The following is a 20,771-nucleotide window of genomic DNA, read 5'->3' on the forward strand; positions in this document are numbered from 1 at the left end:
CTGATTTACCTGTTACTTTCCATAGTTAAGCGGTAACTAAAAGAATTATAAAAATATGAATAATATCGACCTAACAGAAGACTCGTTAAACAAAGCACCTATTGCTGACAAATTATCGATAGTAGAGAAAGTTGGATACAGCCTAGGTGACTTAGCTGCCAACCTGATATTTCAAACTTTTGTTACCTTTATTGCTTTTTTCTATACCGACGTTTACAAAATTCCAGCACAAACAGCAACCATGATCATTTTCACTGGCGGCATGATTGGCGCATTTTTCAGTCCGGTTATGGGAATTATTGCCGATAGAACCCAAACCCGCTGGGGCCGTTATCGACCTTGGATATTATGGACATCCATCCCTTTTGGAACCTTAGCCTTATTGGCTTTTACAACTCCTGACTTTGCGCCTGAAGGTAAGGTGTTATATGCGTTTATTACCTACATCGCCTTAGTACTGGTCTATTCCGCTAATAACTTGCCTTATTCTGCACTAAGTGGCGTCATTACTGGCAACATGAAACAGCGCAATAGTATGTCAGCTTATCGCTTTGTTTCAGTTATGATCGCGCAATTTATTATTCAGGTTTTGTTACTGCCTTTAGTACTTATTCTTGGTGATGGTGACAAAGCGGTGGGATTTGAAAATACCATGATGATATTTTCAATTGTGGGAATCGTGTTTTTCCTCATCACCTTTATCACCACAAAAGAAAGGGTCATTACCAAAGTCGAACAAAAATCATCGATAAAACAAGACATTGTTGATCTATTAAAAAACAAACCTTGGGTGATTATGTTGATACTCACTATTCTTGTTTTTATTACCCTTGCCCTTAAAGGCGGCATGTATATCTATTATTTCCAAAATTACGTCGACGAAGCCCACCTTGCTCAATTTCACCAGAATATCGGTTTTAACAATCTCATTGCAGGGCTAAACAGCTTATTAACCAATGCCGGATTGGCTGAGTTCCAATGGCCTAAGGACACGGCAATATCAGGCAACAGTATTTTTAACGCCTGTGGCATCATTTTTATGATAATTGGAATTGGTTTTTCTAAGCCACTAGCAGACAGATTTGGCAAACGCGATGTATTTGGTTGTGCATTGTTTTTATCCACGTTGTTCGTGCTGTTTTTCTATTTTTACTCGCCAGAATCTATCGCCTTGATGTTTGGCTCGCAAATTTTTCATGGTTTTTTCTACGGCATTACCACCCCAATTTTATGGGCAATGATTGCCGATGTGGCCGATTACTCTGAATGGAAAAATAATCGTCGAGCTACGGCAATTGTCTTTTCAGCTATGTTATTTGGTCTCAAGGCTGGGCTGGCAATAGGCGGTTCGTTAGTGGCAGGCATCTTGGCCTATTATCACTACAACGCAGACTTGGTGGTACAAGCTCCAGACACAATTAATGGAATTAAAACTGCAGTGAGTATCTATGCCGCCATACCTTTCTTACTCGGCTGTGGATGCCTATTTTTCTATGAGATAAACAAGAAGATGGAACAGCGTATCGAAGCTGATCTAAAACTATGCCGAGGCTAGTCAAATAGCCGGTTCGGGGTCATTCAACATACAATCGAAAACGAATATGTATCGCTATTTGGAGCCTTCATGAGCAACCACAATGAGCAGCCTCTCAGTCCACTCGAAATTGAATTGAGTGACGCGCAGAGCAAACAGCAACAAGATTTGGCTCGCGCTCAATCTTTACAGCCGAAACACCGACCATTAGTAGAGCATATTTATACCGCAGATCCTTCTGCCCATGTATTCGATGGTAAAATTTATATCTATCCCTCCCACGACATTCAAACCGACGCTGAGATAAATGATAACGGTGAACAATTTGCTATGCGGGACTACCATGTATTGTCGTTAGATAGGGATACCTTTGAGGCGACAGATCATGGTGTTGCCTTGAGTGTTGAGGATGTGCCTTGGGCTCAAATGCAAATGTGGGCACCTGATGCAACCAGAAAAAATGGGCGCTATTATTTTTATTTCCCGGCTCGTGCGTACGACGGTATTTTTCGTATTGGTGTTGCCGTTAGTGATAGTCCAACAGGCCCTTTCACGGCGCAAGATAATTACATTGAAGGCACATACAGTATCGACCCTGCGGTGTTTGCAGATGACGATGGTAGTTACTATTTGTATTGGGGAGGAATTTGGGGAGGACAACTACAAAACTGGCGAGATGGTCAATTCCATCCAAGGGATATCTACCCTGCCGATGATCAACCTGCTTACGCTCCGTTAGTCGCCAAATTATCTGACGACATGTTATCCCTTGCTGAATCGCCCAAGGATATACTTATTTATGATGAAAACGGCAAACTACTACGCGCTGGCGATAACCAACGACGTTTTTTTGAAGCATCATGGTTACACAAACATAATCAGCAGTATTACTTTTCTTATTCAACAGGCGACACCCATAAAATAGTTTATGCCACCGGAAAGAGCCCTTACGGCCCATTAACTTATCAAGGGGTCATTCTCAACCCTGTATTGGGTTGGACCAATCATCACTCCATAGTGCAATACAACAACAAGTGGTTTTTGTTTTATCATGACAGTACCTTATCAGGCGGCCAAACCCATCTACGCTGTGTAAAAATGTCAGAATTAATACACGATAGTGAAGGTAAAATTCTACCATTACAGGCCTATGAATAAACCTCTCAACAACAAAACAGTCGGCTATCGCAAGTAAATAATGTTGATTCGAATATACAAACGAAACGGCGTATGAGTTCCACCTTGTCGCCACATTTTGTGTAAAATCGGCAATAAATACATTCAACAACGAAAAAGCCAGAACATGTTTAAACATTGCCCTCAATGTAAAAGTACCGAGATTAGTTTTGTAAGTCAGCGATACTGGAAATGTGCCAACTGTGACTTTGTTTATTTTCATAACACCGCCGGTGGCGTTGGCGCAATTATAAGTTGCCACAACGAGTTACTTTTTACAGTTCGTGCTAAGCATCCCTGTAAAGGAAAACTCGATCTACCGGGTGGTTTTGTGGATTTCCATGAAACTTTAGAACAAGCATTAAGTAGAGAATTAATGGAGGAGTTAAATGTATCTATTGCTCCGTCACAGTGGCAGTATTTATGCTCTTTTCCGAATCAATATCTTTATAAAAATATCAATTACAACACCATAGATAGCGCGTTTGTTTGTGAGCTAAACGAAAAACCGAAGATACACTTAGAAAAAACTGAAATACTGGAAGCTAAATGGATAGCAATAGAAGATGTTGATGTCAGTGCAATCGCATTCCCATCGTTAGCCAATGCTGTTGCTAAATTTATAAGTGCAAGCTAAAAGCGTATTTTTTCCTGTCTCATGAGCTCATAAATTCTAAATCAAACATGGATTTATGAGCTTCAATGTAACTTAGGAACTCGGCGAGCTTATTGGGTTTGTTAAAACCTTGTCGATAAACCATATAAATGGGTAAACTGGGACTTACCCATGCAGGCAAAACCTGCCGTAATTCACCAGACTTAATCCCATCACGAACTAAGAACCAAGGCAACTGAGCAATCCCTAAGTGATTTTTCACACAGTTTAAAACCGCTACAAAATCAGCACATTGAAATGCCACAGGAACGGATGCATATTCAGTTTTTTCACCATTTTGCAGTGTCCATGTGTTTTGTGTTGGTTCAAAAAATTGAACACTTCTACACGACGTTAAGTCTTTAACGGTTTTGATTGCATGGTGTTTAAGATAATTAGGCGAGGCTACTAATACTCTATTTGCTTTACCGATTTGCCGTTGAATCAGGTTTTCATCTTGATTCTTGCCCATCCGAAACGCCAAATCTAAGCCTTCCTTAAATAAATTTTCATATTCGTAAGAAAGTTTAAGGCTTAGGCTAACTTGAGGCCAATCTTTCAAAAAGTTAGGCAAAAGACTATTGCTTAATACCCTTCCCAAAGCCGGAGGTGCAGCTAAACTTAACTTTCCTGACACACTACTATTCAGTGTTTTGATATCATTTAACAGATGATTTGAGTCTTCTAACAGCACCAGAGCACGGCTATAAAGAATTTTCCCAGTTTCAGATAAACGCACAACGCGAGAAGAGCGCTCAAACACTTTACTGCCCAACTCCCCTTCGAGTTTAGCAATATCCTTACTCAACTTAGACTTGGTTACGTTAAGTATATTAGCCGCTTCGGTGTAACTCAGCGTTTCCGCAGTTACCACAAAATGTCGTAACAGTTTTAAATCGATTACCTGATTATTCGTCATTTAGATATCTTCAAAGCTTAATCAACTGATTTAGGAATTTTATTTTCGAAGATTTTACAACATTGTTTCCATATTGGAAACTCAGAGTTTCTTTTCAATGGATTGTCACTTCTTAATAAATCCATAAAATAGTCTCATCGATGCCGTTTACTAGGCAATAACCACTTAAATGCGAGGAATTAAAATGATTAAAGCGTATGCAGCTAATGCCGCTGGAGACAAATTAGAAAAGTTTGAATACGATCCAGGTCCTTTGAAGCACGATGACGTGGATATTACCGTTGAGTCTTGCGGTATCTGCCACAGTGACCTAAGCATGTTAGACAATGAGTGGGGCTTTACCCAATATCCTTTCGTTCCTGGACACGAAGTTGTTGGAATTATTAACGCTGTAGGTGAAAACGTTAGCTCATTGAAAGTAGGTCAACGGGTTGGTCTAGGTTGGCAATCAGGTTATTGCAATACTTGCAGAACCTGTCAGTCAGGCGACCATAACCTATGTTCATCGGCTGAACTGACATTAGGTGGTCGACATGGCGGATTTGCTGATCGCGTGCGCGCTCAAGCAAGTGCAGTTGTGGAGCTGCCAGATAATATTAATCCAAAAAGCGCCGGGCCATTGTTTTGTGGTGGCATCACGGTATTTAATCCTTTATTACAATTCGATATCAAACCAACAGACAAAGTTGCAGTGATAGGCATTGGTGGACTGGGTCATTTAGCTTTGCAATTTCTGAATGCTTGGGGATGCGAAGTGACAGCCTTTACTCGCAATACTAAAGAACAAGACGAGCTAATAAAACTGGGCGCACACAAAGTGCTCAATAGCAGTTCACAAGAAGAGTTAAAAGCAGCAGCAGGCAGCTTTGACTTAATTATATCGACGGTAAATGTAAAACTTGATTGGAATGCTTATGTAGCAACACTTGCGCCAAAGGGTCGTTTGCATTTTGTTGGGGCGACAACAGAACCGCTAGATTTAAGCTTGTTCCCATTAATGGCCGGTCAGCGCTCAGTATCTTCATCGCCAGTTGGAAGCCCAGCGACAATCAAAACGATGTTAGATTTTGCAGCCCTGCATAAAGTTGAGCCAATAACTGAATATTTCCCATTCGACCAAGTCAATGAGGCCCTTGACAGATTACGCAATGGTAAACCTCATTACCGCATCGTATTGCAGCACTAATAGCAACCTTGATACCTTGGGTTAATCTACCGCCACGACAAAGTTGTGGTGGTAGATTGCTCAATATTCTAAATAAACACGCATTACTCAATTAATTAGTTTGCGCTAATTTACTGGCTTGTATTGCCAGCCCCTCACAGACTGAATTAAAAGCATCCCCTTCCATCACGGGCAGGTGAGGTAACATCACTTCTTGCAGTTCTTTTCTAACGATGGGCGACAAACTCATGCCACCAGTGATAAATAACATTTCAGGCGGTTCACTGCTATTTTCCAAACACTGAGTGACTAAACGTTTTACTCTGCGCATCCAGGTTTGCATTGAGCGGTTTAAATCAGCCAAGGTAATTTCTACATCATAGTCTGGTTCAATATAATATAGCGGTAACGTCACTTCATTTTTAGATGACAACAATTCTTTGGCTAATCGAGAAGAGTTGACTAATCTGGCTGATAATTTTTGTTCTTGTACAATTAACAATCTTTCTAATAGCCTAGGCTCTTTGGTAATAGACATGGTTTGTGCGATTTCTAAGCCGTAATCTTCAGAAAAAAAGCGGTTTAGCTTTGAAATATCGTCAACCGCGCACATATCAGAAAAGTAAGTAGGTGGAATCGGTAAACCATTTTGCGTTAATAGCTCCTGACCCATAGTCGGTGCAATAGATTTCACAATCAGGTTTTTGTCACATTCCATCCCCCCTAAGCGGGTTCCTGTTACAGCCAATACATCTTGCTGACGATCTAAGTTTGCACGTTTTTCAGGGGATAATTTGATACAACAAACATCCGTTGTGCCGCCGCCAATATCAACCACCAACACATTAGTTGGTTTATCAAGAGTACGTTCAATTTGATAGGCTGCCGCAATGGGCTCCTCGAGAAACTCCACCTTATTGAAACCCGCTTTTTGAGCGGCTTGGGTCATAATATCGATTGCTTGGTTGTTGCCCGCATCGCCGCGTGTACCATGGAATTTAACCGGACGGCCAATGACAGCAGTGTGCACAGAAGTTTGCAGTTGTTTTTCGGCACTGAGTCGGAAGAACTCAAGTTGTTTAGCGATAATTCCCACAAACGCTTGTTGCTGACCGGCAATCAAAGTCGCCCCCAGAAAGTTTTTGGGTGAGTAAATAAGACGGCCCTTATCAGGCATTTTTAAATAACGCTTAAACCCTTCTTCGCCAAATGCAAACTTGCCTGTTTCAACCAGTTGCTGCAAAGATAAATCTTGCACGGTCATGTCTTTTAGCAACAGCTGAATAGCTTTGCGTTGCAAGGCTGGCAGGTTGTGTAATTCACCTCGCAAGTCGTCTATTTTTTCACTGTAAATTCGCTGTTCTCTTGGATCTACAGCCTCGTAATAACCTTGCTTGGCTTTTTCAATCTGGTCATTTATCGCACGTTTAATTTGCGCAACTTTTGCTTCAATAATTCCGACCGGTGGCAATGGCAAATCGTCTTCATAATAAATAAAGACTGAGGATCGAATTTTATTAGCTGCATCAAGATCAGGGTCAAGTTTAATAAAATGATGTTTCTCACCATCAAAATAAACCACCTCTGAGTTTGAGGTTCCGTAATCTATACCAATCGCTGCCATTTGTGCCCAACACTAGTGAAAAATAAAGTCGCGGATTGTAATGTAAAATCCGCGACTGTTCATCAATTGTTTGTGACTAAGAAAATATATCTAATGGCATTCACCCTATTGAGACTTAATCAAAATAAGTTCTTGCTGAGGAGGAATTAAATACTCAGCACCATCGTCAGTGATTTCTACCATCTCTTCAACCGAAATGGTTTTTGGTTGCCCATCATCTAATGACCAACTATAAAAGCCGTCAAAGGCGAATGTCATTCCTTTCGACAACGTTCTTAGTGAAGCCGGTCTAACGCTAACCGCACGGGAGCCACCTAGATTCGGACCTGTGTCATGGGCAACATATCCAACCGGATGACCTGTACTCCACATCAAAGGGATTGAGCCCGTTGCTTCCATCACTTTACGCTGCGCAGTATCCACATCAATCCCTTTCACGCCAGGCTTCATTGCAGTGAAAGCGGCATGTTGGCCTTGCTTAGCATTTTTCCAGTAGCTTTGAATATCTGCTGGTGCTGTGTTTTCACCATCTTTGAGTACATAGGCAAAACGTTGGATATCCGTCACCCAACGGCCATAAACGCGAATACCAAAATCAGTTTGAATCACATCCCCAGGCTGAATAATTTTTTCCATTGGATGAGAATGACCGCGATCTGTTCCAGAATTCACATTGGGATTTTGTGCTGCAGCCCAACCATCTGTCACGCCAGCTTCACGCATTTTCTGCTTAAGAAAACGCGCCACATCTGCATCGGTAGTCACACCAGGAATGACTTGCTCATAAGCCTCAATCTGCCACTGCGCTGTTAGCGCGGCCGCCTTACGCATAATATCAATTTCTGCGGGCAGTTTAATCGACAGCCATTGATAGATCACTTCTTCAGCTGAGGTTAAACGTTGACTGAATGTAGTTCCTAATGCTTGCGTAAGTTGCTGATATTGGGTGAAACTAATACCATCAGCTTGCGCATTTTTAGTCGACATATTAATTGCAATATTGGCAAAATTTTTGTCGATAATAAAATTCGCTGCAGTTTGAATAGCAGAACCACTTCGCTCTACTGATACAACTTCGTCAAGCAAGTTCACGTCTTTGAGAGCAGTAGATTCGCCAGCCGGAGAGAACGCCATAGAGTGAAATTGATTATTGTGGTTATAGAATAAAAATACCGCAGTTTGTCCCGCATTTTCACACCCCACATGGTCAGCCAGCGGATCATTGTTGTTCTCGCGACAAATTACCAACCATGCATCCACCTTTGCCTTAGTCAGTGCCGATGGCAGTAAAGTAGCAATTCTTTGCTTGCGTATTTCCGGCCATGGAGATGGATCAGAAAACTGCGCAGATGCCATGAAAGGCAAAAATATGACTAATAACACACTGATTAATTTCACTTTTTATTACTTCCTTTTTTTTAATTAGTAGTGAGAAAATTTAACCTGCAGAAGCATAAATACAATAACAGCACTATGCAACCAACATAGATTGGATTGCTAATTTATAAAAACCGAAGATTAGCTTGCCCGTTTGATTAGCTGCGCGTTTGATTAGCCAGTCAAGGTTTGTTTATGACTAGTAACCAGCCCCGCTTCTTGTAAAGACTTTGCGAGTAAGTCAATAAAGGCTGGCACATCAAAATACGAAGTATGTATTAACTCTTGCCAATTGAGGCTATCACTCAATTCTGTGCGAATGTCTGGTGTCGTGCCGGCATTTTCAGACATGCCTAACACTAAGCGCACTTTGTGCAGGGTTTTAATCGCATTTTTTTCGCTGTGTTTGCGCAGTGGATCTGCAATTGAATCACAAAGAAAATCACACTTGTGTTTGAACTCAGGAGGATGCGAGCTGATTGCATGTACATCTTCTTTTAGTAAATCATCGCCCCAAGCGCGTTTTTGAATGGATGCCCACACAACTTTATTCAGTAGAAAAGCCAGTGGTCGACCAAACAAATGCGCGAATAAACTTAATAATTTGGTAAGAACCCAGGTTAACGGTATCCAAATAAGTAAAATTTCGAATGCGATTGAGAAAGTAATTCCGCCCACACTGAAACCTTCAGAGCCATCTTCAGAGCCATATCCAGAGCTAACAAAATAGGTTAATAGGTCACCGCCATTAACAGCCAAATCAAACGAAAAAATCAACCCAACCAAAATAACTAATCCAAACTGAAAGCCGGCAACTACAGGGAGAAGAAATGTGTTCGGAATAATCGGTGCACTTATATTTTGCACGTTGCTAAGTGCACTAATCGCTTCGTCTTCTTTGTGCCACAAACCGCACCACGATGCCCTGTAAAGTTCTTCTACTTGCTGCTTTTGTTTTTTAGTAAACCAACTCTTTTTTCGACGTTCATACAACCAAAGAGATGCATAAGTAATAACCCCATAAAGTGTCATTGAATAACCCAAAGTCACTATATTTTCATTAAACTCAGATTTAAAAAACGTCATAAGCATGATCCATATACCCAACACTAATGACACTAAACCCGTAGTGTAAATGGTCAAGCCTATGCTTTTGAGACGTTGAAATAGAAACGTGTTTGGTCGGTAATCTAAAAAAGGGGTGCCAACTGTGCACCACAGTTTCAATCTTTCAAAAGGCGCTTTATTCGCAACTGATTTTAATAAGGCGTTATAGATAACCGTGCCCCCATGGCTATGCCCAATTAAATAATAGTCTTGCTTAGCTTGGTCATAGAAGTGTAATTGTTCAGCTAGTTCAGCCCCTGCTTCTCGCCTTTTACTTTCACTATTAGGGCCGTTTTCCCATTGAAATGGCACAATTTCTACTTGCGTGGGATCAAGGGATAAGCGCTTTTGCAGTTCATCCATAAACACACTACCAAGTTGCCACCACTTATCTCCTGAACTAGTGACATCCCCCGCCCCAGTACCATGGACGGTAACTAACTTTATGGGCGTATCATTTTGACTTACTTCGTCTTTAGACTCTTTTTTATTATTATTAATGGACACAAATCATTCCTTAATTAGTTTCCAAAGCCCGTACTAGCGCTATGGCTATTGTCTGACTGTACTATTTTTAATCTAAAACTAGCAGTTTTTTATAATTTAGCCAGCGATAACCCTGCTACAGCAAATTATTGAGACACCCATGTTAAGAGCGGAAAAAATTATCGAGACACCCATGTTAAAAGCGGTGCAAATTATTGAGACACCCATAAATTTTTTACTATCAAAACACCCATTAAAATCAATAATTTCACCCTCGTTTGACCCTGCCTCTGCCAGTATGCTGAAATCTATTATCGATGAAGACTCTGTGATTTTAAGGGATGTAGAGAATTGGTAAGTGACCCGCAAAGCATGGTGATAATTTTCACTGTTATCTTTAATTGCAATGGCTATGAACTTTGTGCTGATCTAAGTAACTTAGTTGTATAAAAAATATTTCAAACCATCCTATAAATAAAAACCAGAGTGAATTCACTGATTCACTCTGGTTTTTAAAAAAATGCTTATTTGTCTATCAAATAAATACTTAACTGTATTTATCGACTTTGTGCTTTCTGACGTCTTGATAACGATACAAATAATAATGCACAGCCCAACAACATCAAGCCTTCTGGCTCTGGAACGGAAACGGAAACGGGAGCCACTTGTAGGTTATCAAATGAACTATAACCATCATTGTTCTGAAGTTCTACTTTGTAAACGTTGTAATAATTCATTGCAAACGTACCAATACCAGTATAGTTGTCTTGAGCACCGATTTGATTGCCTGCTTTATCAAAAGCTCTTACGTTCCAACTCGCGTTACTTACACTATTGCTAAACCATCCAATATCTAGACCAATGAAGTCAAACGCTAAACCTGAGTTAAGTGTTAACGAAAACACTGACGACGTATTCCAAGTTTCAAGGAAACGCCCATCTGCTCCCCAGCCAGCTGATGCAGTAAGAGCACCAAAACCACTCATTGCTTCCTCAGTAGAAAACACGTTGACGCAATTGCTACAATTAACTGAAATGTTAAATCCAGATTCAGAATAAGAAGGAAGGTTTTCAAATCGATAATTTGTAGAAATATCATTTAACGTTAAGATTGTGGCGTGACTAAATGCACTGAAAAGAACAAGTGAAAATGTGGTAACTAACGTACCGATTGACTTTTTGTATTGCATGTTTTTTTACTCTTTTGTTTTTATTAATTGGTCAAATACAATTTTCAGGCCAAATTTTAAAACAAATAAAATCAAAAGGTTATGTTGAAAAATATTCTTTCATCTACAAAATGTAAAAATTATTGACAATTGACACCTCCTTTAATTGTTCCAATTTTTGTCGTTTCAATACGCTAAACAAGTTGCTTTAAGCTGTCTACTAGTTGTTGTATTTCATCGGCACTTGTAAATACTTGGGGAGTGATACGGACACAAGCACCGGAGTCTAACCCCTTACGAATAACCGTGAAAATACCAAAATCATTCTCCAGTCGTTGCTGCAATTTATTGGCATCATCAATACTGTTTTTTCCCTTTAGTCGAAATGAACTCATGCCTGTGGATGATATACTGTCTTTTCCGCCTAACACTTCGATATGGCTCATTGACTGGGCTTCTGAAAACCATAAATCTCGCAAATATTTGAGTCGTGCTTGTTTATTTTCGCCGCCAATGGCCTGATGAAAATCCAGTGCGGCAGGTACTGCCAAGAAAGCCGCAAAGTTCGCAGTGGCGGTATGCACACGGGTGTAAGCTCGATTATTATTAGGATCTGACTCGCCAGGATAAGGCGCAATTTTATCCAGCGCTCCTTTTCGCATGTACAAAGCCCCTACTCCTACCGGAGAACCGATCCATTTATGTAAATTAAACCCTGCCCAGTTAACCTTAAGATCGGTAATTTTATAATCAATTAAGCCCCAAGATTGTGCGCAATCACAGATAACATCAATGCCTCGCTTATGTGCTTCTTCGACAATGGCTTTTACTGGAAAAACTAAACCATGTTGGTTGCTTACATGGGTGAGTAACATAAGCTTAATGTTGGGTTTGCGATCAAAAGCATCAACGTATGATTGCAATAATTGCTGCTGATCAGCCAAAGCCGGTGTTATCACTTCAACACTTTCGACTCCCTGATCCTGCTCTAGCCACCGCATAATAGTTTTAAAGCTTGGATAATCACTGTCGGCGAATAACACCGCATCACCTGCACTTAGACCTTGATATTGACGGATTAAATTATGGATGGCTTCAGTGGCATTGCGAGTTAACACTATTTCTCCCTCTTGGGTACCAAGAGCTTGTCCCACCCGACTCATTGCATCACGAATATCAGCAGGGAAGTGTTTGCGTGCGTAAAATGAATTTTGGTCATTTACCATCTTAGTGGCGCGCTGATATGCCTCTATTACCGGCTTTGCCATTTTCCCCCAATAACCATGTTCTAGGTTAATAATTCCTTGAGTGCGATTGTAATAGCTCGCAATTTCAGCCCAATATGCTTCATCTGAAGCTAAACTATCGGCCGTTCGATTGCTCAAAGAAGGCAGCGCAAGGGCTGAATTTGCGGTTTGAGCTGTCGCCGAAAATGATGAAACAACAGCAGTAGTGGCAACTCCGGTTAACAAATTACGACGGCTCAATGAAAATTTAGAGTGATTCATGTGCTTTCTTATTATTTTAAATCAGACGGTTAGGATAAATGTAATTTATGACACTTTGATAAAATAAGGAATCTGAAATCGATATTTGATCTGCGAGAGTTTATTTTACCAAAAGTTAAAATCCAATAAAATCAAATACTAAGGATAAATAAAACTGCCATTTTTCCTTAACCATTTTGTCATTTAAACGTGCAACAGTAGCGCCCATCAAAATTCACATCTAAATGATATTAGGGTTTAATTTATGTTTACGTTGTCAAAAATTTCTCGTTCTGTATGTCTTGTTTGCAGTATTAGTGCCGCAATTCCGTCTTTAACTCAGGCTCAGCAGGCACCTGATGCCGCAACAAATAAAAACTTAGAAAGTATCATTGTTACAGGAACTCGTTCTTCAGAAAAAACCGTATTTGATTCCAGCGCCCCAATTGATCTAATTGCTGCAGATGAATTGATGGCAACAGTATCGGAAGACTTATCAGATACCCTCGCTCAATTGGTGCCTTCTTATAAAGTACAAAGATTACCTATGGCCGATGGGCAAGTATTTGTTCGACCCGCGTCTTTACGGGGTTTATCAGCCGATCACACATTGGTATTAATCAACGGTAAACGCCGCCACCGTTCAGCCCTTTTAGGCGGCAATGGTGCACAAGCGCCCGACCTATCGCAAATTCCCGCTTCAGCAATTAAACGAATTGAGGTTTTACGCGACGGTGCATCGGCCCAATACGGCTCTGATGCGATTGCAGGGGTAATTAACATCATATTGGATGATAGCCTAGGACTTGAAGGCTTTGTTCAATACTCTGAATATGCCGAAGGAGACGGAGAAAATATCAGAACAGGTATTAAAGGCGGAATGGAATTAGGCAATGATGGTTTTGTCACCATCAGTTTTGAATATGCAGATGCGCAGAAAACCTCCCGCAGCCGACAACGTCCTGACGCTATCCAGTTCGCAGCAGATCACCCTGAGGTGGAAGTCCCTAATCCAGTACAAAACTGGGGACAGCCGGAGACAGAAACCTGGCGAATCGCATTGAATTCAGGTTTAGACACCCAAATCGGCATGACTTATTTGTTTGCAACATTTGGTCAAGGTGAGGGCTTAACTGATTTTAACTGGCGTAATCCAGACAGCACCAGCGCTTTTAATTTAACTGATGTCTTTCCTGACTTTGATCTAAGGGAAACCTATCCTGCCGGCTTTTCTCCCCAGTTTGGTCATGAAGATAGCGACCACTCAGTTAATCTTGGAATCAAGGGCACTTTATCTAACGATATTGATTGGGATCTTAGTGTCGGTTTTGGACAAAACCGTATCGAATATAACATGTCCAATAGTATTAATGCCTCGCTAGGCCCAGCAAGTCCAACCGATTTCTATATTGGTGAATTAAATCAAACCGAAACCAACGTTAATGCCGATTTTAATTATCTATGGGCTTCATCCATGTTAAATGACGCAGCGAATATTGCATTTGGCGCAGAATATCGTAAAGAAACTTATGAAATAAAACCCGGTGATTTGGCCTCTTATGAAATAGGCCCAGGAGCAGTTGTGGGTTTGCCGTCTGGATCAAATGGTTTCCCAGGATTTTCGCCAAATCAATCAGGAGAATCCAGTCAAAATAGCCAATCAGTTTATGTGGATATAGATTTACCAATAAGCGAACTATTAACGATTGGCTTAGCCACACGCTATGAAAAATATTCAGAATATGGCAACGGTAAATTGACCGGTAAACTCTCTGCGCGCTATGAAATCAATAGTGACTTAGCGCTTAGAGGAACTGTATCCACAGGATTCAAAGCGCCTACACCAGGGCAACTATTTAGTGAGCGTACTTCCCAAGGACTAGACACCAATACCCTAAATATTTTCACAACCGGACGTTTTTCACCTGAAGGTGATGTGGCAGCGGTATTGTCACAACGTGAAGACGTGACAATCAACCCCCTTGAAGCGGAAGAATCAAACAATCTGAGCGCAGGAATAGTTTATCGTCATGACAGCGGCTTTCACTCATCATTAGATTTCTATCGAGTAGATGTAGATAATCGCTTGAGCACCTCTTCTACTTACACGGTAAGCGATGAGGAAAGAATACAATTTGCATCTTTAGGTGTACCGGGTGGCGAGAGTATTACCCGCGTTAACTTTTATCAAAATGACTTTGATACGCGCACCACAGGGATAGATGTAGTAATAGGTTATACCACTGATCTAAACCAAGGTGTTTTATCGGTAACCTCAGCGCTGAATCACAACAAAACTGAAGTACTTAATGGAAGTCTAGTTGGCAACGACACCACCCGTAACCGTTTCGAAAATATCCTGCCGCAAAATACCGCGAACCTTAGCCTAAATTATCAAATGGACGTCGTTAGTGTGATGGCGCGAGTTCGCTACTACGGCTCTTGGACTGACTATTCAGGGAACAGTGATGGAGACGTTTTCCAAGATTTTGATGGCGAGTTTTTCACTGATATATCGGCCTCTTATAATGTGAGTGAAAAACTGACGTTAAACTTTGGGGCAGAGAATATTTTTGACTCATATCCACAAGAAGCGGTTTATCAAGCAAACCGAGGCTTAATATATTCCCGTAACGCTCCATACGATACCGATGGGCGCAATCTATACATTCGTGCATCGTTTCAACTTTAAAGCTAGTAGGTTTTTGTAAACTTTGTATACATATAAACCAGTGTTCTTGCAGCACTGGTTTTTTGTTTGCGGCTAGCAGTATTAACAATAAAAGGTATTAAACAAATCAGCATAGCAGATGACTAATCTGGCTCTTCTTGGTGTTTGATGGGCAGTTTCGCTTCTATCGGTTTTTTAGGTTCTTTATCCAAACCCAAAAAATAATCAGCAAACCTTGCCATATCACAAGGTGAAGAACTAACATCAACTGCATCTTCCACCTTTTGTATGCTTTTTTTCTGCTTTTTTATTTGTCTCAGATTCATAGTCACACTCACATTAGAGTAAGTTAATTACTCACAACATTGTGCTTAATAGTATAAGACAATCTAGGATTTTTTCTGTTCAGCAAAGACGATAACGTTAACAAACTCAATGCTCTCGAGTTGAGTTAACTCTGCATATTTTTATTCCCTAACGCTCCGATAAACTGTCAAAAAAATTAACATTTAAATAACAAATTAAAATTAAGCTACTGAATATTAATAATATTTTATTTTGGCTTGGAATATGCAAAAAACCAGAGTGCAAATTTAAAAATTTGTGAAAATCTAAATTAAAAAGGAAGTATTATGAATTTTTCTAAATTAATGAAATTAGCAGTTTTAGGTTCGGCGTTTATGACAATGTCTAGTCAAGCAACATTGGTCACTAAGACTTTTGATAATGGCGACTCATTGGCAGATTTTTCTGTAGACCGTGCTGCGCCAGCGGGATTCCAAATTATAAATAATGAACTTGTGATGAGTATTGATGGTTCAACTTTTGGTACTGGACCCAGTGCATTTTACGATACTCAAGGTATGAAAATCGACACTACTGGCTCAAACTTCGTATCAGTTGATATGTACATTGATTCGGCGTGGTCCAATAGCGAGCGTTTCGCTGGTATGTGGGGAGTTGGCAAAAATGATGCGAATGATATATCTAGCTACCCCATTTTAGAATTTCAAGGACCCGGAGTTACCGATCCTAGCGCTGGTTTAGCAATATGGGATAACGCGTGGGTTGACCTATCAACGCTTTTTAATCTAGATGAATTCAACACGATTGCGTACAAAGCTGCGAATAACGGAGTGCAGTATTTTGTTAATGGCACTATGGTGTACTCAGAAACAGCATCTGGTACAAGCTCATTTGGTGATATTATTTTGAACGCTAAGAATGATGGAAATTCATTTGATGTGCGTTATGACAACCTAACTTATGGTGTGGTATCTGAACCAGGCGCAATTGCACTGCTTGGTTTAGGCATGTTCGCTATGGGTTTGCGTCGCCGCAAATCTTAAATAGCTAAAAACAAAAAGGGTCAGTGTGAAACCCATACTGACCCTTTTTATTATATTGAATGAACAGAAATAAAGTTTAACGTGGTTGATTGTGATAATGCCCAATAAGTGCCGCGCCTAAAAATATAAACATAACGCACATTACACCTAACATCCAAAAATGAGTGATTTCGAATTCTTGCATGATATTACCCTCGTTTATTTTTAATCGGTTATTACCACTTACCCGCATAAAAAATTCGGTAAAAAGCATAACCTATTAACATGATTGTTATTATGATGATAAATACTTGTAAAAAAATATGCCAGAACATGTTACTTCCTTTTTCAATTTGTTTTACTATTTGCAACAACTTGCGCGTTATATTCCACTGAATTGAAATACTTATCTTTACCAGGGCACAGTAAGTTAGTAGTAACACCCACAAATACCGTCAAAATCAGCATAATGTAAGAGTTAGGAATATCTGCCATTCCTAGCACCTGTGGCAGGTTGGTAAAAGACCAGACGGTATTAATGCACCACACACAAGCTAATGTAATTGCCGCACCTATGCTTGAACGCTTCCAAAATAAGCCGCTTACGATCAACCACAATACCGGCATTAACCACGCAAGAACCCAACCAACAGACGCCAATATTTGCGGTAAGAACGAGCCCACCATAATGGCAATAATGGATAACACCACAATTACGATTCGTGTCACCTTGGCGATTTCTTTTTCTGTCGCGTCTTGACGGTAAAATCGACGATAAATATCGTTACTAAAAATGGTAGCTGGTGCCAAGGCAGTCATCGCAAAAGACGAAAGTATTGCCGCCATAAATGAACCCAGTAATAGAATCACCAACCAACCAGGAAGCATATTAACCAACATGGTCGTGGCCGCTGTCTTCGGACCTAAGGCTGCAAATTCTGGAATTGATTTAGCCGTTAGGCCTATCACGCAAATGAAAACCCCAAACATGCCGTTAATAGGCGCAGCAATCCAAAGTGCTTTAACGATGGTTTTTTCATCTTTTGCACTCATGCAAACTTGCAATAGGGGCTGATTGGCCGGTTGGCTAAATACCAACGCAACAACCAAACCAAACGCGAATGTCCATAATAAATGTGGATTTCCAAACACCGACAAGGCTTCTTCGTTACCGCTGCTGACATAAAAATCGGCAACCGAACTAAAATCGTTGTTTGGAAGTTGGAAGGCAATAAATAAGGTAGCCAGAATAACAGCTATATACATGAGGATGGCGTTTACCACATTTATCCAACCCACCTCTTTTATACCCGCTAACACCACGTAGAGTATCCCTAATACTCCACCAGCGATTGCGCTGTATTGCACATTCCACCCGGTCATAGCCGAGAGCAAAATCGCCAGACCTTGGGTTTCTAAGGTTAATACGCCAAAAATGGAGCCAGCCATCACGCAGCCCACCACCACTCGAATCCCTGGGTTATACAAATCTTCGAGCAATTGAGGTACAGAATTCACCCCAGTGCGACGCATCCACAGTCCGGTACTCAAACAAACTATCACCAACAAAATGACGTGTGCTATTGAGAACCACAACGAGGTCGCTCCCATATCCCATGACAGTTCGAAAATGCCCATAATATGCGGCGTACCTAGCACAGTAAGAGCCAAAGTGGCGGCAATCACAGTGACGCCTAACTGGCGTCCGCCATGAGTAAACTCGGCATCATGGGCAACAGTGCTCTTTTTAGATTGCCTTGATACGTAATAACCGACTCCACCAATTAGAATCAGTTCATAAGCAAGCACACAGATAATTAGGGTTATATTCACGGATTTACTCTCCTAAATGCGCGACAGGATCGCTGTGACAAAGCGCAGAGTCACTACTTGCAGCAGGTTTGATAGTTTGTGTCGGTTTAGTGTTTTTGGGCGGATAAATAACAGCACTAACAGAACCAATTCCAATGCGTAATCCATTTTCTGATTCGCAATAACCGGAAATTTCAATCTCATCCCCATCTTCAAGAAAAAAACGTTTCTCACCGCTGGGTAAATGGATTGGATGTTGCCCGCCTTGGGTTATTTCAAGTAAAGAGCCGGCCTCACTTTCGGTGGGCCCAGATTGCGTTCCCGACCCAAGAAGATCACCAGAATTAAGGTTGCAACCAGTCTGCGTATGATGGGTTATCATCTGCGCTATAGTCCAAAATGCATGTTTAAACGTGGTTTGACTTAACTTGAATGCTGGAATTCCTTGATGTCGCATTTGTTCGGTTCTAATGTGACATGTCATTTGAATATCGAATCCCCCTAAAAGGCTATTCTCATTGCTTTGTAAATTTACAACTTCAGGCCTATCTTGGTAATTCGTTGGCGGCACTCTAAATGGTGCCAAGGCTTCAGCGGTAATAATCCAAGGCGAAATACTGCTTATAAAATTCTTCGACAAAAACGGACCTAAAGGCTGATATTCCCAAGCTTGAATATCCCGCGCTGACCAATCATTTAGCATACTAACGCCAAAGAAGTGAGCATCGGCCTGCTGAATGCAAACCGGCTCAAAGGACTCCGTAGATTGACCGATGAAAATTCCCAGTTCAACTTCATAGTCGAGTTTCGCAGTGGCTGTTAATTCTGGTTGTTGAGTATCGGCATTTAAGGTTTGCCCGATGGGACGAAAAACCGGTATACCAGAAGGGTGAATACTTGATGCTCTGCCATGATAACCAATGGGCAGCCACTTATAATTTGGAAGCAAAGGGTTATTTGGTCTAAATAATTTCCCTACCGAAGTCGCATGATGAATTGACGTATAAAAGTCAGTGTAGTCACCGATTTGACAAGGCAGACAAAAACTTACGTCAGCGCTTGAAATTAACGCCTTCCTAACGGCCATTTCATGCTGAGACCCATCCGTTAAGGCATTAGATAACGCTTGCCGAAACGCCACAGAGAACTCTCGCCCTAAAGACATAAAACGTTGCAAACAGGTTTCCCTTAGCGCTTCGAGTCCAATTTGCGCTTTACCACTGAAAATCCGCTGCAATCCGAGGGTGTGAAGGTTAATCACAAAGTCACCAATAGCGACGCCACAGCGTGGTATCTGTTCGGCGTCAATAAAGACCCCAAACGGCAAATTTTGAATTGGGAAACTCGGGTGCCCGTTGGCACTTTTCAGCCAACTTATTAGTGACGGATTATGAGTTTCATCTACAAAAGGATTGTGTTGCGCGAGTTTAATATCTGATTCCACGTTTCATCATCTCCGTGCCGATAACAGCGGCTTTCTTTTTTAATTTACTGATTAACGACGGCTCTAGTTTTTGGCTAAAGCGAGAAGACGGTGTTAACACCACAATGGCAGCAATTGGCTGACGGATACTATTAAAGATTGGCACCGCCACTGCACATATTCCTAAATGCAACTCTTCCTCATCTGTGGCATACCCTTGTTTGTTGTAATCAATCAGGCGTTGGCGTAATTGTTGTTTATCCGTAATGGTATTGGGTGTTATTTTCTCAAGCTCCCCCTTCAACAACATATCTACCCGCTCGTCGTGAATGTATGAAAGTATTGCTTTGGCACCGGCTGCGGTGTGTAATGGCAGGACTTCGCCCGGTGGAAGCACCACTTTTAACGGCAGGTTAGAAGGAGCGGAGTAAGTAGGTACAGTAGAGTTACCTAACCATATTTCCAAAGTAACCGTTTCTTGTAATGAGTCTCTAAGCTCGTCTATATGAGGTCTTGCTAAATGCAGAATTTCATCAAAATTGACATCTGCCATGGTCATTGCAAGCTGATAGATAGCCGGTCCTAGCCAATATTTTCCTGTTTCTTTGTTTTTATATACAAATTCATGCTCGGCCAACTTCATTAACAACCGAGACACGGTTGCTTTATGAATGTCCAATTTTCTGCCTAGACTCGTAGTGCCAACTTCTTGATTTTCTTTGGCCAGTTCGATGAGAATACGAATGGCTTTGTCTACGGTAGACGATGAGTCACATTCTTTCATAGCGCCCCCTAATATTGGTTAAACAGATATTACTGCCGACGCTAAATTCCGCAA

16 protein-coding genes are annotated in these 20,771 nt (G+C 41.0%); 6 read left to right on the plus strand and 10 right to left on the minus strand.

Features of this window, described 5'->3' with window-relative positions:
- Nucleotides 1-55 precede the first annotated feature (55 nt).
- The 3 genes from VUI23_RS15565 (at nt 56) to VUI23_RS15575 (ending at nt 3,347) form a co-directional block, all read left to right on the plus strand.
- Nucleotides 56-1,555: an MFS transporter gene (locus tag VUI23_RS15565; RefSeq protein WP_342804925.1), complete on the plus strand. Its 1,500-nt coding sequence runs from the start codon at nt 56-58 to the stop codon at nt 1,553-1,555.
- 69 nt (nt 1,556-1,624) lie between these two features.
- Nucleotides 1,625-2,692, plus strand: a complete 1,068-nt coding sequence (locus tag VUI23_RS15570) for a glycoside hydrolase family 43 protein (RefSeq protein WP_342804926.1) — start codon at nt 1,625-1,627, stop codon at nt 2,690-2,692.
- Nucleotides 2,693-2,837: 145 nt separating this feature from the next.
- Complete coding sequence (locus VUI23_RS15575; protein ID WP_216047114.1) at nt 2,838-3,347, plus strand: NUDIX domain-containing protein; 510 nt, start codon at nt 2,838-2,840, stop codon at nt 3,345-3,347.
- A 19-nt stretch (nt 3,348-3,366) separates the two neighbouring features.
- On the opposite strand, the gene VUI23_RS15580 is transcribed toward VUI23_RS15575, so the two are convergent.
- Nucleotides 3,367-4,284 carry a LysR family transcriptional regulator gene (locus VUI23_RS15580; protein ID WP_303500842.1) on the minus strand — a complete coding sequence of 306 codons (918 nt, stop codon included), beginning with the start codon at nt 4,282-4,284 and terminating at the stop codon, nt 3,367-3,369.
- A gap of 184 nt (nt 4,285-4,468) precedes the next feature.
- Here VUI23_RS15580 and VUI23_RS15585 point away from each other — a divergent pair, with 184 nt between their 5' ends.
- Nucleotides 4,469-5,470: an NAD(P)-dependent alcohol dehydrogenase gene (locus VUI23_RS15585; RefSeq protein ID WP_342804927.1), complete on the plus strand. Its 1,002-nt coding sequence runs from the start codon at nt 4,469-4,471 to the stop codon at nt 5,468-5,470.
- 91 nt (nt 5,471-5,561) lie between these two features.
- On the opposite strand, the gene VUI23_RS15590 is transcribed toward VUI23_RS15585, so the two are convergent.
- The 5 genes from VUI23_RS15590 to VUI23_RS15610 all read right to left on the minus strand — a co-directional run bounded on the left by VUI23_RS15590 (nt 5,562) and on the right by VUI23_RS15610 (nt 12,720).
- Nucleotides 5,562-7,073, minus strand: a complete 1,512-nt coding sequence (locus tag VUI23_RS15590) for an Hsp70 family protein (RefSeq protein ID WP_342804928.1) — start codon at nt 7,071-7,073, stop codon at nt 5,562-5,564.
- Between the two features lie 105 nt (nt 7,074-7,178).
- Nucleotides 7,179-8,471: a M24 family metallopeptidase gene (locus VUI23_RS15595; RefSeq protein ID WP_342804929.1), complete on the minus strand. Its 1,293-nt coding sequence runs from the start codon at nt 8,469-8,471 to the stop codon at nt 7,179-7,181.
- Between the two features lie 153 nt (nt 8,472-8,624).
- Entirely contained in the window at nt 8,625-10,064 is a 1,440-nt protein-coding gene (locus VUI23_RS15600; protein ID WP_342804930.1) for a hypothetical protein, read from the minus strand.
- A 536-nt stretch (nt 10,065-10,600) separates the two neighbouring features.
- Nucleotides 10,601-11,233, minus strand: a complete 633-nt coding sequence (locus VUI23_RS15605; protein ID WP_342804931.1) for a PEP-CTERM sorting domain-containing protein — start codon at nt 11,231-11,233, stop codon at nt 10,601-10,603.
- Between the two features lie 173 nt (nt 11,234-11,406).
- Nucleotides 11,407-12,720 (minus strand): aminotransferase class V-fold PLP-dependent enzyme, encoded by a 1,314-nt coding sequence (locus tag VUI23_RS15610; RefSeq protein WP_342804932.1) that lies wholly within the window; start codon nt 12,718-12,720, stop codon nt 11,407-11,409.
- Between the two features lie 244 nt (nt 12,721-12,964).
- Between VUI23_RS15610 and VUI23_RS15615 the strand changes: the two genes are divergently transcribed.
- Complete coding sequence (locus VUI23_RS15615; protein WP_342804933.1) at nt 12,965-15,391, plus strand: TonB-dependent receptor; 2,427 nt, start codon at nt 12,965-12,967, stop codon at nt 15,389-15,391.
- A 122-nt stretch (nt 15,392-15,513) separates the two neighbouring features.
- On the opposite strand, the gene VUI23_RS15620 is transcribed toward VUI23_RS15615, so the two are convergent.
- Nucleotides 15,514-15,696 carry a hypothetical protein gene (locus tag VUI23_RS15620; protein ID WP_216047130.1) on the minus strand — a complete coding sequence of 61 codons (183 nt, stop codon included), beginning with the start codon at nt 15,694-15,696 and terminating at the stop codon, nt 15,514-15,516.
- A 306-nt stretch (nt 15,697-16,002) separates the two neighbouring features.
- Here VUI23_RS15620 and VUI23_RS15625 point away from each other — a divergent pair, with 306 nt between their 5' ends.
- On the plus strand, nt 16,003-16,719 hold the full coding sequence (locus VUI23_RS15625; RefSeq protein WP_342804934.1) for a PEP-CTERM sorting domain-containing protein: 717 nt from the start codon (nt 16,003-16,005) through the stop codon (nt 16,717-16,719).
- A gap of 327 nt (nt 16,720-17,046) precedes the next feature.
- Here VUI23_RS15625 and VUI23_RS15630 read toward each other — a convergent pair whose 3' ends face one another.
- Genes VUI23_RS15630 through VUI23_RS15640 form a run of 3 tightly spaced genes read right to left on the minus strand, consistent with a single transcriptional unit; the run spans nt 17,047 to nt 20,717 of the window.
- A complete protein-coding gene (locus VUI23_RS15630) occupies nt 17,047-18,531 on the minus strand; it encodes a sodium:solute symporter family protein (protein WP_342804935.1) in 1,485 nt (494 codons plus the stop codon).
- A 4-nt stretch (nt 18,532-18,535) separates the two neighbouring features.
- On the minus strand, nt 18,536-19,954 hold the full coding sequence (fahA, locus tag VUI23_RS15635) for a fumarylacetoacetase (RefSeq protein ID WP_342804936.1): 1,419 nt from the start codon (nt 19,952-19,954) through the stop codon (nt 18,536-18,538).
- A complete protein-coding gene (locus VUI23_RS15640; protein ID WP_216047133.1) occupies nt 19,938-20,717 on the minus strand; it encodes an IclR family transcriptional regulator in 780 nt (259 codons plus the stop codon). Before VUI23_RS15640 ends, fahA begins: the two co-directional genes overlap by 17 nt.
- Nucleotides 20,718-20,771: the final 54 nt, after the last annotated feature.

It is taken from the genome of Alteromonas sp. M12, assembly GCF_037478005.1.
Lineage (GTDB): Bacteria > Pseudomonadota > Gammaproteobacteria > Enterobacterales > Alteromonadaceae > Aliiglaciecola > Aliiglaciecola lipolytica_A.